The sequence below is a fragment of the Enterobacter dykesii genome, assembly GCF_008364625.2.
Lineage (GTDB): Bacteria > Pseudomonadota > Gammaproteobacteria > Enterobacterales > Enterobacteriaceae > Enterobacter > Enterobacter dykesii.
The window spans coordinates 2,862,926-2,878,046 of sequence record NZ_CP126604.1 but is presented as its reverse complement, the minus strand read 5'-3'; the positions used below and the strand labels follow the sequence as shown (position 1 = coordinate 2,878,046).

The following is a 15,121-nucleotide window of genomic DNA, read 5'->3' as shown; positions in this document are numbered from 1 at the left end:
GCTACCTGTCAAGACCACTTGAATTACCACTACTTCTTAATAACCTCTTTGTGCCGGTGGTAAACGCCTGATCTCACACCTGTAGTGATATCGGATATTTATGTTCGATATTACTTATGTTAGTGTTTACTGCGCCGTGCAACATCTAAAACGAAAACATCAATTAATCCACGGAGATCGGACTGTAATACTGCTTCAATACTAATTTTAAGCTCCTGAGCGGTTTTTATTCCGTGGGCTTTGCGGCCAGCAACGGTTTCGCTTTCTCCAAACCATATAACAAGAAAGATACCTTGCTGTTCTGCATCAGGGTGAATGGAATAACGGTCATAGAGTTGAGCTGAAGCGGCAGAATATAACTCTCTGTGCCACTGACCTTTGACTTCCGTAACCAGCAACCGTCTTCTTCCGCCTATTAATTTAGATGCTGTGAAATCACTCCTGTTTTTCCCTTTCAGCTGATGCTCTGGAGTTATAGTGATGCCCTGAGGCTGAAGTCTTAAATTCAGACGTTCTGCAATAATCTCTGTGGATTTTACCTCATCAAGGCGGTCATTTTTCTCATAGAAGCGATCTACGGAGTTAAACTCCCCCCCATCAATTGCTTTCTGGAAATCATTAAGCTCCTGAATCACTAACTGACGCAGGCCTTCAACAGTAACTACTGAGTCACAATCCAGGCGTTGGACTATCTCGTTCGGCGTCGGTGGTTCAAAATCCCTGAGCGCTTTTTTTCTGATCTGATCGGCGTTTATGCTTTGCAATTCCTTATGTAGATTGGTGATTCGTGGATCATTAAGAAGACGGTTCAGCACCGGTATTGCAATATCGGGTTTGTCCGAGTTAATTGACCAAATCAAATCAGTTAAAAAGCGGTAGGCTTTCTCTTCTTTAGGACTATCACTACCCCAGCTATTAGGTAGATCAACATGCGGCCAGTGTTCAATAAAAGCGTCTAAAATGGCTTCAACCTTCATTGAGGTAAGTTCCGGCCAGGCTCGGTGCTCACTTCGACTCATACGCCCGGAACGTTCATAAAAATGCAGTAAATTATTTTTGTCAGATTTTAGCCATGCCCAATAATTATCCGTAATATTCTCCATAAAGTAGAACTCACGTACCATCCAGAATATTTTCTTCCGTTCAATATCCTCATTTTTTGTTGAATTGGGCTGTTCTGAAACCATCTCTGAGCATCGCTCTGCAATAATCTCTTTTAAGACTTCACGATCGCCGTATTGAGCAGCAATTTCAAAAAGAGTATCTACTGAGTCAAGGGATAAATCAGTAAAACGATGAAGCCACTCAATGGAAAGTTTGGCCCGTGAATTATTGAAGACCTCTTCTCCACTTAACATCCAAATTTCAGGGTGAGGGCATGGTTGAGCGAGTTGGGGTTCAACATACTGTCGGAGATATTTTTCAGCACTTTCATTATCAGGAAAAATGAGGCGGTCTATTTCAGTTTGTAGCGCATCACGTTCTTCCATCGTAACCGAGTCATATCCCATGTGAATGTTAGTTCTTAACGCTGTAAGCAACCCGATATTGACGCATTCAAGATTACCTTCTGCACGTAGAATCTCCAGACAAGCTGCATATAAGATCGTCTCTGAATGGTTGTATTTAGATTCGCATTTCAGGGCCGCCAGCTCACGAAGTGTGGGAACCTCAGGAGTAATAAAATCCAGGCAATTTCTTAAAGCATTCCGAACCAGTTTCTCGTCACCAAATTCTAATTCAATCCTTTCCGGATGCATGAGCACGAGTTCTGCAAAACGCAACAGACATTGCCAGTGACGACCGCGCTCAACAATATCTCTGTTTTCATTAACAAATTTTATGTTTTTAGCATGAATCTCTCGTTGTTTTTTGTCATGACGTTTCCTGCTTCGGCTATGTCTGAATTTCCATAACTGGTTCTCCTGCTCGGATAATTTCATTGCATTGTTGTATCGGGCCCATTCGCGCATAAATGCGGGTTTGGAAAGGGAGTGCTGACGCATTTGCGTCCGCAAATCATCAGAACCTTGGTCTTCCTTGTTTTTGTAACGTTGATGGTTGACAAGGAAGCTCGCCCACAGGTCAACGTTATCTGTTTTAAACGCCAGATTGAGGATGAATTTATAGTCATTCCTACATAAATGAAGGCCTGAATGTGAATGTAGGTTTCCGTCGAATTTCCATACTCTTATGTTAAATATCGCGTTACGATCCGTTAAAGGCCCAAATACATAGGTAATGATCCCCTGACGAAGCGTTTCATTTTCCCGAAGTACCTGTACCGATTTGCTTTGATCGGGTTGGCATTGACGATGAAAATTGAGATTACCTATCCATTGCCAGATCCTCACCGGGTCAAACGGAGCTTGAGTTAGTTCAAAATAGCGATCGACCATTGAACCTACGATCTTGCTTATTCCATTGCGACAATCACACTCATAGGATTTTTTCCCACAATGGCAATGAAGGTTATGGGTTAATTCGTCCAGAAGAAGTTCAAGTGTATGCTGTGAAAAACAGGAGATTAGCTTCTTAATAAAATAACGAGTGCCTACCACTCTTTCAAAGTGTGCTTTGTGATCGGGATAGAGGTTCGCACAGACACGGAAGAATCCAGAGAGATATGTGTGATTAAATTTTTCTGGCCCTGTGACTTTGATTATATTGGCAGCAATATTGAGTGAAATATGACTGGCTTCGAAAATCAATACTGCTAAAGCGCCAATGAAATCGTATTCTTTGACATTGAGTAAGCATCTGCTTGCTAATGTACGAATATGTTCAGACTCGTTTGTGTTTAACGTAAGCTGGCTCAATTCAGGCACCAACTGATTGTTTACCGGAGAGCCTGCTAGAAGCTCTAAAATTAAATTACGTAAATGACCATCATTACCCATCGTTAATAGAGGCTTTATTTCTTCAACAACATCTTGCGTGAAAAAACCAGCCGCGCTGAACCGGCGCCAGAAATCGCTACGACGAAAGTAAGGGTCAGCGGCTTCAATCTCTTTGAGTCGATGAAGAAGTTGTCGTTTTGACGAGCGTTCAAGCTGCGATGGATCGCCGTTTGCGAGCACCGCATAGGCGTCAAGATCAATAATGGATTCCTGTACCGACCTGTTGCCTAGTGCCGCCATCCACCCGAGCAGACCTCTCAACTCATCTCTGGCAATACCATTCGGTGCAATAACAGGCAAGCACTTTGTTAAAGTGAGAACATCTACAGGGTCGGCTATTCGTTTAATCAAATAATCCGCTGCGCAGTATTCAGCGACGATCTTGTGGACCGGACGGTGCTGGTCTTCATTATCCCCAGGTTTGAAAAGCTGAGTGGACAATATGTCGTAACAAGCAGTACTGCCACTAAACAACGCTGGCAGCATGGGATACATCCGGTTTGCAGTCACATCGGTGGTACAGACTCCTTCTGCGCCAGACAACAGAAGTTTGGTATAAACCTCGGCAGAAAATGAAATCTTCTGCGCAATTGAAAGAGATACAGAGGCTTTCGGAATATCTGGGTTGATTTCCTTAGCCAGTCGTTCTACCGCTAAAGCAAAGATTGAACGTTTGTCAGCAAATTGCCTGCCACTTTCTAAATAGGCATCGATGAACATTTTCAGAAACTGAGGGTTTGGTAACAACATATCTAAACTAAACCGTGTTACTTCGGTCTGGAATGCAAAGAAGTCTTCTTCTGGCGCATGGTGCTTAAAGATGGCGTGTTGTTCGTCTTGATCGAACTCTCTCAGCCTCACAACCATCGGGGGGAAACCAAGAAATTTTTCAAAAATACCTGTAGACGCCTGTCCCCATTCGCTTGACCTACTCGACATGATTACGCGAGTCGGCTTTGATGTTCTGGTATGCGCAAGAAGTTTATGAATACCGGATTGATCGATCCTGGCGACTTCATCAACGGCGTCAATTATCAGCGGGCTATTTTCTTTATCCGCTCCCACGTAGGCAAATACACTGGCATTTAATACTGAAGTGTTCAGTTTTTGAGCAAGACTCTTCATCAGCTCCGTTTTCCCGCCGCCGGGTTCTGCTAACACAACAATGTGCGTTGATGCAGCCAGCAACTCTGTCTCTGTGTACGTCCTGTCACCGTGTGTAAAATTACGTTCAAGATAGAAGGTTGAATTCATAGTTACAAAATACTTCGTGTTGAATAGCCCAAATATTCCAGCAGAAAGGAAAGCTGCGCCTGAATTTTCTTGCTTATATCAGAGATAGTACGGCATTTTTTCTTTATTTGGGGGCTGTTTTATTAACTGAAGGACACATTATACAACTTATTGACATGCATCACATTTCACAATCGCGATATGCTGGGTAACAGATATTAAACCTTTCCTGTTATGGCGGTCTTGTCCGTAGATTTTTTATTTTCGGTGATCTGCTTCGAGAACCCCACACCTGCTGCTATTGTCTAATTGCGACACTATTTAGCTATTTCGCCCTGCTACTCTTTGTTGTTCCCATCACCAGCGGTGAATACCTGGGTTTTGCCATATGCAAGAACATAAAACGGGCGCTATTCGCTGTGAGCAGCCCAGAATCACTGATACGGAAGCCTTGAACAACGTATACCTAATGCAATCGTGAACCGATGCTTATGATGTGATTAAAAGACGCAGAAAAGCAAAAAAGCCCGCTCAAGTTTCCTTAAGCAGGCTTTTCAAATTTGGCTCCTCTGACTGGACTCGAACCAGTGACATACGGATTAACAGTCCGCCGTTCTACCGACTGAACTACAGAGGAATCGTGTGAACGAGGCGCATAGTAGCGACCTCGGTACGCCTTGTCAAAGGGTGAAAACGCACTTTTCTTTCGTTTGCCGACAATTTCAGCAAATCGCTGATTTTATAGCAAATTCGCGTTGAAATTACACAGCAAAATGCGCCGCCCGCAGGCGGCGCGCAGGATCAGAACAGTACGGAGTAGTTCAGACCAAACGTACGTCCGCGGCCTTTATAGGTATACAGGCCCGGTGCACCGTAGGTTGGGCTATACAGCCCCGGTGCGCGCTGGCCCCAGGCGGTGGTGTAGTCTTTGTCCAGCAGGTTTTCCACGCTGAAGCTGACCTTACCCACCGGCAGGGCGTAGCTGCCCAGGAAGTCGACCGTGTTATAGCCATCGATCTTCTTGCCGTCGGAGTCAGAGACGTCAAAGGTCTGCGTGCTCTGCACGCGCAGGGTCCAGTCGCCCGGCGCCCAGTTGACCCATGCGCTGGCTTTCGACGGGCTGGCGCTGTCGACCGTCAGCTTCTCCCATTTCCCGTTTTCGCGGGTTTCAGACTTGATGGCGTTAAAGTTCGCACCGGTGCTCCAGTCGCTGTCGGTGAAGAAATAGTCCACCTGACCTTCCACCCCGTAGATACGACGCTTGTCGTCTTCAAGGTTGATGGTCATATCCGTCTTGTTGATGGTGATGGTTTTATCCGAGAGCGAGTAATACGCCGCGACCTGCGTGCGCAGGTTATCGCCGGTATAACGCCAGCCCAGCTCGTAAGCGTTGACCTTGATACCGTCCAGCGTCGAGTCGTTCACGTTGACGCTGTTCAGCAGGCGATAGTGACCGTTGCTGAGCTGATAGGTACCGGAGCCGTAGTACTTCGCCAGGTCCGGAATTTCGAAGCCCTGGGAGAAGTTAAACCACAGCTGCTGCTGTTCGGTCAGGCGACCGAGGATCCCGGCGTTAAACAGGAAGTTGTTGTAATCGGTTTTCCCGCCCGGTACCGCGTCGGCGGAGGTGGCTTTCCCGGTGGCGATGGCCTGCTGCTGGGTGTAACCGACAAAGTCGTCCACCTTGTTTTCGGTGTACTGATAACGTACGCCGCCGCTCAGGGTAATGGCGTCAATGTCGTAGCTGGCCTGCAGGAACGGGGCGAGGTTGGTGATGCTGTAGCCCGGGTAACGGCCCACGTTGTAGGCGTTATCCAGCTCCATGCCGCCGCTCGCCGCGGCCTTGCTCAGGTTGAAGAACTGCTGGTTGGCATCGAAGGTTTCGTGGTCGGCATCGACACCCCAGGTCAGCGTTAAATCGTCCACCGGCTTGCTGTTCAGCGTCAGCTTGCCGCCGTAAAAATCGGTCTTCTGCTGGGACGCGCCGATGCTGCTCACCACGCCTTTGGTCAGGGTCGGGAACGGATAATAGGTCAGGCTCTCGTCGCGATAGTAAATCTGCGCGACCAGATCCTGGCCCCAGAAATCGGTATTGGAGTACTGCAGGTTAATCAGATGGCGCTCGGTGCCCGGTACGCGGTCAGAATCGAGATTACCTTTGTTGTACGCGGTCGCATCGCCCGTTACCGCCGAGAAGTTCTTCCCGAGATACAGCCCATGCTTGCCGTCGGACTCGCTCTTGTAGTACTGCGTCGTCAGCTGCAGCTGCTGGCTATCGTCAATGTTGATGGTGCCTGTTCCCATCACATCAATACGGTCGGAATACTGGAGGCCGGTCTGGGTGTTATCAATAATCACCTCGTTGCCTTTGCCGTCATACCAGCCGCCGTAGCGCTGATACGACACCGACAGGCGACCTGAGGCGTTGTCATTACCGCCGCTTACGGCGGCCGACACGTTCTCATCGTGATCGTTATGGCTGTTAAACCCGCTTTTTGCCCCGGTCTGGAACTCAACTTCGGTATCCGGCTGGCCCTTTTTGGTGACGATGTTCACCAGGCCGCCGGTGCTGCCGCCGCCGTAGAGCGAGGTGGCGCCGGAGATCACTTCGATACGGTCAATGTTGAACGGATCGATAGAGTCCAGCTGGCGGCTGTCGCTGCGGGACGAGTTCAGGCGAACGCCGTCCACCATCACCATCATGGAACGGCCGCGCAGGTTCATACCGTAGTTGGTACGGCCCTGGCTGCTGACGTCCATGCCCGGGATCAGCTGCGCCAGCACCTCTTTAATCTCTTTCCCGCCCTGAACCTGCTGTTCAATTTCAGCCCGTTCAATGACCCAGGTGGTCTGCGCCATCTCCGCCACGCTGCGGTGCGCGCGGCTGGCGGAGACCACGATATTTTCTTCCTTTTGTTCTTCCGCCCACGCAGAGGTAGAAAGCATTGCAAGCAAGCAAGGATTTAAAACCCAAAGATGAGAACGTTTCATTGTTATGTTGATCCTGATTGTGTGTGTCAGTACTCGGTGGTTTTTGCTAACGATTTAAAAACCGGGCTGTTCTCCGGGCTGGTGGTGCTGCGCCAGTGGATAACGCCGGGTGTGGTAGCCAGCTCAAACGGCTCGTCGGCATGTGCGCGATTAAGAATTCGCGCCGCGCGCCAGGCCATCAGGCTGAGCTGGGGTTCGGCAATGCCGAGACGGTGCATCCCGGCATTCACGGCGAACAGGCGGTTGCTCTGCGGGCCGTCCCATTCGAGGGTGAAATCGTTGTTAATGCAGAAGGCTTCGTCCGTGTCCAAATGCAGGCGGTGAGACAGCGGCGCGAGGAACGCGGGCTGCACGGCGCGGTAGCCGGTGGCGAAAATCACCACGTCGCTCTCCAGCTGCTCGCGGCCGCCGTCGAGGTGATGCTGAATGCTCAGGCGATGGCCGTTTTCCTGGCGCGTCAGCGCCGTCACCGAGCGGGACGGCATCAGGTGTGCCCAGGGTTTTTCACGCAGCACTTCGAAGCGGTGGTACATGGCGCGGTAAATCGCCAGCAGGGACTCGGTGGTGATCCCGTCGGACGTCATCTTCTGCTCGTGCAACATCTGACGACGGGCCTCTTCACCCAGCGTTGAGAAGCTGTCCACGTACTCCGGCGTGAAATACTCGTTGGCAAAGGCGGCTTCATCCAGCGCGTTGTAGTTATTGCGGCGCGATACCCAGTTCAGGCTCAGCGGCTGGCCCCATTCGCCGCGGAAGATATTCAAAAACAGGTCGGCCCCGCTCTGGCCGCCGCCGACGACGGTGACGCGCTTGCCCGCGAGATCCGGCGTGCGCAGCATCATCTCGCTGGCGTGGAAGCAGGTATCGTCCTGCGCGGTGACGCAGTCAGGCAGATTGATCTGTTTGCCAATCCCCACGCAGACGTGGCGCGCCAGGAAGCGGTCGCGCTGGGTCACTACCTCAAACAGGCCGCTTTTCTCATCAAAGCTCACCTGCTGCACCTGCTGGCTGAAGGAGAGATTGGTGAGGTTTTCCGCCGCCCAGCACAGGTAGTCCGCAAACTCCTCGCGGGAGACGGTGCGCTGCTCGGTGGTCAGGAAGCGGTAGAACTTTTTGCGCTGCACCAGGTAGTTCAGGAAGCTGTGGCGGTTGGTGGGCTCCACGGCGCTGACCAGATCCTTCAGGAAGCTGGTCTGCATGTGGCAGTCCGGCACCATCATTCCCGGGTGCCAGGAGAAGTGCGGTTTACGCTCGAGGAACAGCGAGCTAAAGCCGTCCAGCCCTTCGGCCAGAGCGGCGATGCTGAGGTTAAACGGGCCAATACCAATGCCGATGAAATCATAGGTTTTCATTGCGCTGACTCCCGGGAGGCCAGAAAAAGAGGGTTATCAAGGTCGGTGACGTAGTTAGGCAGCATGCGGCTGCCGCCGTCGTGTTCGGAGAAGGTCAGTTTGACCGGGTTGAGGATCACGCGAATAATCTGCGGCTTAAACAGGTCGAACTTCGCGAAGCGTTCTGCCAGATCCGGGTGCGCCGCCATATACTCCCGTAAAACCCCGGCCAGAATCTGGTAGAAGCGCGTTTCGCTCACGCCGCATTGCAGCGTGAGGCGCGAGATAAAGCGCAGCACCGTCACAAAGTTACCGGTTTGCAGGTCGTGAATAATGTAATCCGCGCTGAGGCGCGCCGTGACGGCTTTCACCTGTTCCGGCAGGGTCTGTGCCTGCGGGAAATCTTCATCCACCAGGCGCATGTCGCCCTGGAAATCCTTCAGCAGGATGCGCTGCGGGACGTAATCCTTCATCACCAGCGTCACGTTCTGGCCGTGGGCGATCAGCGCCACGCCGTAGCGGCAGAGCAGGTGATAGAACGGGATCACCGTTGCCTCAAACAGCTTTTCAAGCCACGCGTCGGCGCTTAGCCCCGAGCGTTTAATCCACGCGTCGATCAGCGGGCGCCCGGCGTTATCGGTCTCCATCAGCGCGGCCATCAGCACCGCCTGTTCACCGTCTTCTAAATAACAGGACGGGTTCTCGCGCCAGATCACCCCCAGCATCTCCTGATAGCGGTAGGGCGCTTTCGACAGAGCCGAATAGCCCGGATGCGACAGATAACCGGCGGCGGGTTCGCCAAGCACCTGCGCACCAGAGCGGGCAAGCGTGGCGTCGGTAGCAAACTGCTCTTGCAGCCAGCGCGAGGCCAGCGGCCCGGCGGCAATGTACTTGCCCGGAATGCCGCGATAGCAGGAGGTGTTGTAGATGGTCAGCGGAAGCTTGATGTCATACGGCGCGCGACGGCTGGCGTTGGTGAGCGTGCGCAGGGACTGCTGCGCCAGATACTCGTCGCCAAACTCGCCCAGCTCAACCATCTCTCCGCGCGCCAGCTGGGCCAGGAAATGAACGGCAATCTTCTGCTGCCACTGCCACGGGTGCAGCGGCACCGGCAGCCAGCCTTCGTTGAGACCCAGCGCCTGCCAGCGGGCGTCAAAGCGGGCGCGCTCGGCGTTGTCCATGGCGCTCGCCAGCAGAGTGTGAATGTCGCAATCGGCGTCGCTGCTCCAGACCAGATGCTCCCGCTGAACGGCAACCCAGTGCAGACGAAAACGTCCGCGATACTCAGGCGCGTACTGACGCAGCGCGTCCAGCCCCCAGCCGCGGCGGCCTTTGTTGAAAATAAACTTCGGGTGACCGCTCATCAGACACTGTAATTCGTCCGGGTCGAGCTGGATCAGCGCGTCCGCGTCCATCGCTTCACGCGCCTGAAGCAGCTGCATGTCGCCGCGCAGCGTGGCGTAGAGATCTTCCATATGCTCTGCCGTTTGCGCGTCGCTCATCTCCAGCACCGTCGCCAGCTGCAGGAGTGCGCTTTCCGCTTCCACGGCCTCGCCGCTGGCGGTGGACAGGCTGTCCGGGTCGATATGCAGCCAGCCCCAGATCCCGCGCGTGGCGCGAAACTGCCAGGACTCGTTGCCCATGGCGATGCGCCAGACTCCCGACGAAACCGGTTCAGCGCGCAGGGTGCGTTCGTATTCCAGCTCGGCGAGGATCTTCGCCACCATCTCGCGGTTCACTTTCTGCCAGAGCGCGTTCACAGGCCCACCTCGCTGAAGAAGCGGTGACGCTGGCTCATGATCAGGCGCGAGCGCTTGTGCGGGAAGTCGAACTCTTTCATCGTCTCGAAACCGGCGGAGGCCAGATGACGGAACAGACGCTGGTTATCGAAGCGCGGCTCGGCGACGATGCGCGCGGTGCGCGGTTCATCGAGATACAGATAGTGGCTCAGGCCGCGCAGCCAGCTGCGGATGTACTGCGCGCCGCGCCAGTTCTCTTCGCCCACCAGCATGTGCAGCCCGCGGTCAAACGGCTGCCAGCGGTAGTGACGGCCAATGCGGTCTTCTGGCGCCCAATAGAGCTCAAAATAGCCGAACGGCTGGTCGTCGAAGCAGCCGATCACCGGGTAGCAGTAGGTGGAGTCAAGCTGACGGCGCAGGTAGTTTTCCTGCTCGGCCTGCGGGCCCGCCATCTCCCAGAAGGCGTTCACGCGCGGGTTGTTCATCCATTGGGTGAAGCGTTCGCCGTCCAGCGCCACGTCGGCCACGCGGAAGCTGAGGGTGCGCTTAATTTGCGGATCGTAGCGACGGTACACTTCGCCCTGCGGGCGGTGAGGACGCAGCGGGAAGTACAGCTGACGGCTCTCATCAAACTGCATTCCGCCGCTGGCCTGCGGCCGTTCGCCTTTCAGCCACAGCGGCAGCTGCCAGAAGGTTTCGCGTGCCAGATAGTCCCCGTGGGCCAGGCTAAATAGCGCCTGCGCCTGGGGTTCATCCTGCCAGGTCGCCCAGGGCAGGGTAATGCCGGTCAGCGCGGGGGCGGCAACAAACAGCTGATCGAGTGCTTCGACCAGCCAGCCGTCCGGGATCCCATTCAGACGCTCCAGCACCGCGCTGCCGTCGAGACCCAACGTCAGCGGCAGCGCGCGATCCGTTGCGGTGCAGCGAAAGCCGAAGCCGGAATGGACGATATTCGCGATGGTCATTACGCCTTCTCCTTGTAAAACGGGTTGCTAAAGTCGAAATAGATCACCGCCGGATCGACGATGGTGTTTTCATTGCGATCGTGCAGGTAGCAGAAGAAGTTGCCTTTGCAGTTCCAGGTCGGGCTGTCGAGAACGTAGTCGAGGCAGCGGGTCTGCTTCGCCGTGCGGCGCAGTTCGGCCAGCGCGTCGCGCACGCGGGACATCAGGCTCTCCTCGCTGTCAAAACCGGCGGCGGCAAGGGCGGCGGTGACGGCAAGGGTAGAGTTCAGCAGCAGGTAATAAGGGAAGTAGCGCAGCAGCTGGCTCTCACCGAAGCGGTTTTCCACCTCCGTTTCGCCCGTCTCTTTCAGCCACGCGTCGGCCCCTTCGGTCCACGCGCTGCCCTGGCAGTCGCGGTAGATAAGCCCGACGGGGAAGTCCTGCTGCATCTCAACGAGGATATTTTGCTGGTGCGCCAGCAGGACCAGACCGTAGTCCGCCTCGGCGCTGAACAGCGGAAGTAATACGCGGTCGCAGTAGGCGTCCAGCCAGCAGCGGGCGGCCCGTGCGAGCGGTAAATTGAGACGCTGGCTGAGACGGCGCACCGCCGCGGCCAGCAGGCTGTCGCCGCCGTCCGGCGCGGCCTGGGTCAGGCTCACCAGCACGTTGGTCTGGGTCTCTGGCGTATCGAACAGCAGATTGACGCGCAGGGCCATCAGGCTCTCTTCCTGAATAACGCCCCTTTCGTCACGCAGCCCGGCCCAGCCGTCCTCCTGCATCACGCGCATGGTCGGGTAGCGTGCCTGTAAATCTTGCCAGCGTTCCGTTTTCGCCAGGCGCGCCAGGCGCATTCCGCGCTTAACTTCTTTGACCGACAGCGTGCGCACGGAGTTGGTCAGGCGCACGCTGAGGGAGAACTTAATCATGTCGCTGTTGGTTTCGCTGTACAGCGAGCGGGATGAGCTGGTGGGCAGCCACTGTGCGCCCGCTTCGCCCAGGTCCTGCAGTGAACCGTTTTCCGCCAGACGCTGGCACCACTCCTGCTCCAGCAGATAGTCGGCCTGCCACGGGTGCATCGGCAGCAGCCAGCGGGTGTCGGTGAAGTGGCCGAGCAGCTCAGGCGCGCTCTGGGCCGCGAAGCGCAGCAGACGCTCGCGCAGGGAGACGTTCAGGCTGTCGCCGGCAACGAGCGTGCTCTCAACGGCAAACCAGCGCAGCGGGAAGCGGGAGGCGAAATCGGGCAGATAGCGACGCGCCTCTGTTTCGTTGAACGGCTCGTGCGACTTCGGCGCCGGATGAAACGCGTGGCCGACCAGCAGCGCCTGTTCCGCTTCGGCAAACGTCAGCGGCTTATCGCGCAGGTTTGCCCAGCCGTGACGCAGATCGATCGCCTGCCAGGTGTGCGCATGGCTTTCGAGAACGCGCTGCTTAAAACGCCCCAGCGTATCGGCATCCAGCGATCCTTTTACTGACGGCTTTTCAAGAATTAAATCAACAAGTTGAGCGAATGTGACAGCGTCACCCTCGTCGCTGTTGCTCTGAATAAGCGTGGCCGGGAAACGGTACTGATGATGCTGGGTGGGAGAGAAATAGCGTACCGGAACCCGAAGCGCCTGGGTTTGGGACAGCGGGATATGAATGTTCGGTAACGCATCCGCATCGGTAGCGGGGAGATAGCGCCAGTCCTTCGTTTCGCGCAACAGGGCGTTCAAAAAACACTGGGCTGCAACGTCTGTACCGGCAGAGCGGGGCAGAGCACGCATAGATGTACCTCATTCCGTGATTGATAATAATTCTCGTTATGATATTCATTCTGTTTACAGTCGCAACCATTTTTGCAATATTTGTTTTCATAAACTTCATAATTTCCACACATTTATTGACACTATGTTCACATTCTCATGCGCACAGACTCTGAAGTATTGACCGAAAACGTCACCTCAAAAGCCAACTGGCCCCTGGCGTTATGTGCGGGTTTATTAGGTATCGGGCAAAACGGCCTGCTGGTGATGCTCCCGCAGCTGGTGACCCTGACCGGGCTGTCGCTCTCGGTCTGGGCCGGGCTGTTGATGTTCGGATCCATGCTCTTTTTACCGGCCTCGCCCTGGTGGGGGCGCCAGAGCGAGCGGCGGGGATGTAAGGCCGTGATGCTGGCCTCGCTGAGCGGCTATCTGGCCAGTTTTGTTGTGATGGCGCTGGTGGTCTGGGCGATGGCGGCCGGGAGGCTGGATACCGTCTGGGGACTGGCGGGGCTGATTCTTTCACGTCTGCTTTACGGACTGACGGTCTCGGGGCTGGTGCCTGCGGCCCAGACGTGGGCGATTCAGCGCGCGGGGCTGGAGAAGAGAATGGCGGCGCTGGCGACGATAAGCTCCGGCCTCAGCTGCGGACGTTTGCTCGGCCCGCCGCTGGCGGCGCTGATGCTCAGCGTCAGCCCGGTGGCGCCGCTCTGGCTGATGGCGATCGCGCCGTTAATCGCGCTGCTGCTGGTGCTTCGCGAAGCCGCAGACCCGCCGCTGCCGCCGGTCGCACACCAGGCGACCCGGCTGCAGGCCTCGATGCTGCCGTTCCTGCTGCTGGCGCTGCTGCTGGCGGCGCTGGTCAGCCTGATGCAGCTTGGCCTGTCACCGCATCTTAGCCCCCTGCTGGAGGGCAACGCCCGGGACATCAGCCATCATGTTGCGCTTCTGCTGAGCCTGGCCGCGCTGGCCACGCTCGCGGCGCAGTTTCTGGTGGTCCGCCCGCAGCATTTCACCCCGGTGACGTTGCTCTGCATCGCGGCGGTGTTAATGGTCGCAGGGCTTGGGCTGATGACCGTCGCCGGTTTAACGCTGTTCTACGTGGGGATTGTTATCACGTCACTCGGGGCGGCGATGGCCACGCCGGGCTACCAGCTGCTGCTGAACGACAGGCTGACCACCGGGAAAGGGGCGGGCGTCATCGCCACCAGCCACACGTTAGGCTACGGCGTCAGCGCGCTGCTGGTGCCCGTGGTGACGCGTTTTTACGGCGAGCAGTCTTTAACGGTAGCCGCATGGGGAATGGCAGTGCTGTTTTTAGCGTTGAGCATAGGGGTACGGTCAACCGAGCGTCCCCCTACTGAAAAACCTTAATGGATCTGGCGGGAGGAATGGCCGCCAGACTCCTCATTTTGCCGCAGACGCTGGAGCGGATCCTGCTGATAAAACTGGCAGAAACGCTGCCACAGCGCCGGGAAACGGGGCGCGAAGAGCTCGGGCGCGCTGAAGAAATACTCCGAGAGCACCGCAAAGCACTCGGCCGGGTCGGTTGCCGCATAGGCGTCAATGCTGGCCGCGCTTTCGCCGACCAGGTCTATCTCATCCTGGATATTCTCCATCGCCGCATGCAGGTCGTGCTCCCATCCGGCCACTTCACGAAGCGGGATAAGAGGGACACCGCTGGCGCGATCGCCGTTGCGGGTGTCCAGCTTGTGCGCCACTTCATGGATAACCAGATTAAAACCGGACGCATCGAACGAGTCCTGAATGTCGAGCCAGTTGAGGATAATCGGCCCCTGCTGCCAGCTTTGTCCGGACTGCACCACGCGCTGGTTGTGCACCAGCCCGATGTCATCTTCCCACTCGTCATCGACGATAAAGGGGGCCGGATAGATCAGCACCTCGTGGAAACCGTCCAGCCACTCAATGCCGAGCTCAAGCACCGGCAGACAGAAAAGCAGGGCGATGCGCGCGTTTTTCAGGGGATCGAGTTCGAAACCCTGCAGTGGAACCAGGCGTTTTTGCTGTAAAAAACGATCCGCTAGCTGAACCAGTTTCGCTTGTTCATCCGGGTTTAGGTTAGCCAGAACCGGGATCGTCAGCGCGTCATCCCATGGCAGCGCCATATCCCGGCCAGCTTCATTCGTTTTCCAGGGCCACTTTATCATCGCTTTGCTCGCAAACTCGTCACTTGAACAAAAATGGGAAAGTCAGGTTCGGTTAAGATGCCAGAAAATCGCTCAC

General features: G+C 55.2%; 8 protein-coding genes and 1 tRNA gene. 1 reads left to right on the top strand and 8 read right to left on the bottom strand.

The genetic code is table 11. The features are described from left to right. Window positions 1-119: 119 nt before the first annotated feature. The 7 genes from F0320_RS13805 to F0320_RS13775 all read right to left on the bottom strand — a co-directional run bounded on the left by F0320_RS13805 (window position 120) and on the right by F0320_RS13775 (window position 12,901). Window positions 120-4,154: an NACHT domain-containing protein gene (locus F0320_RS13805; protein ID WP_126330268.1), complete on the bottom strand. Its 4,035-nt coding sequence runs from the start codon at window positions 4,152-4,154 to the stop codon at window positions 120-122. 540 nt (window positions 4,155-4,694) lie between these two features. Beyond that, window positions 4,695-4,770 (bottom strand) — tRNA-Asn (locus F0320_RS13800). A gap of 164 nt (window positions 4,771-4,934) precedes the next feature. After that, window positions 4,935-7,124, bottom strand: coding sequence for a TonB-dependent siderophore receptor (locus F0320_RS13795; protein WP_126330266.1), 2,190 nt, complete (start codon window positions 7,122-7,124; stop codon window positions 4,935-4,937). Window positions 7,125-7,150: 26 nt separating this feature from the next. Then, complete coding sequence (locus F0320_RS13790; protein WP_126330264.1) at window positions 7,151-8,476, bottom strand: lysine N(6)-hydroxylase/L-ornithine N(5)-oxygenase family protein; 1,326 nt, start codon at window positions 8,474-8,476, stop codon at window positions 7,151-7,153. Further along, entirely contained in the window at window positions 8,473-10,215 is a 1,743-nt protein-coding gene (iucC, locus tag F0320_RS13785) for an IucA/IucC family protein (RefSeq protein WP_126330262.1), read from the bottom strand. Before iucC ends, F0320_RS13790 begins: the two co-directional genes overlap by 4 nt. Next, complete coding sequence (locus F0320_RS13780; protein ID WP_126330260.1) at window positions 10,212-11,159, bottom strand: GNAT family N-acetyltransferase; 948 nt, start codon at window positions 11,157-11,159, stop codon at window positions 10,212-10,214. Before F0320_RS13780 ends, iucC begins: the two co-directional genes overlap by 4 nt. Next, window positions 11,159-12,901 (bottom strand): IucA/IucC family protein, encoded by a 1,743-nt coding sequence (locus F0320_RS13775; protein ID WP_126330258.1) that lies wholly within the window; start codon window positions 12,899-12,901, stop codon window positions 11,159-11,161. Before F0320_RS13775 ends, F0320_RS13780 begins: the two co-directional genes overlap by 1 nt. 138 nt (window positions 12,902-13,039) lie before the next feature. Between F0320_RS13775 and F0320_RS13770 the strand changes: the two genes are divergently transcribed. Beyond that, on the top strand, window positions 13,040-14,251 hold the full coding sequence (locus tag F0320_RS13770) for an MFS transporter (RefSeq protein WP_126330256.1): 1,212 nt from the start codon (window positions 13,040-13,042) through the stop codon (window positions 14,249-14,251). Here F0320_RS13770 and mtfA read toward each other — a convergent pair. After that, complete coding sequence (gene mtfA, locus F0320_RS13765; protein ID WP_047652404.1) at window positions 14,248-15,045, bottom strand: DgsA anti-repressor MtfA; 798 nt, start codon at window positions 15,043-15,045, stop codon at window positions 14,248-14,250. The two genes, F0320_RS13770 and mtfA, sit on opposite strands and share 4 nt — an antisense overlap. Window positions 15,046-15,121: the final 76 nt, after the last annotated feature.

Coding starts and splice junctions, on each gene's coding strand:
- mtfA (WP_047652404.1), bottom strand. CDS start 15,045: ATGATAAAGTGGCCCTGGAAAACGAATGAAGCTGGCCGGGATATGGCG.
- F0320_RS13805 (WP_126330268.1), bottom strand. CDS start 4,154: ATGAATTCAACCTTCTATCTTGAACGTAATTTTACACACGGTGACAGG.
- F0320_RS13770 (WP_126330256.1), top strand. CDS start 13,040: ATGCGCACAGACTCTGAAGTATTGACCGAAAACGTCACCTCAAAAGCC.
- F0320_RS13775 (WP_126330258.1), bottom strand. CDS start 12,901: ATGCGTGCTCTGCCCCGCTCTGCCGGTACAGACGTTGCAGCCCAGTGT.
- F0320_RS13790 (WP_126330264.1), bottom strand. CDS start 8,476: ATGAAAACCTATGATTTCATCGGCATTGGTATTGGCCCGTTTAACCTC.
- F0320_RS13795 (WP_126330266.1), bottom strand. CDS start 7,124: ATGAAACGTTCTCATCTTTGGGTTTTAAATCCTTGCTTGCTTGCAATG.
- F0320_RS13780 (WP_126330260.1), bottom strand. CDS start 11,159: ATGACCATCGCGAATATCGTCCATTCCGGCTTCGGCTTTCGCTGCACC.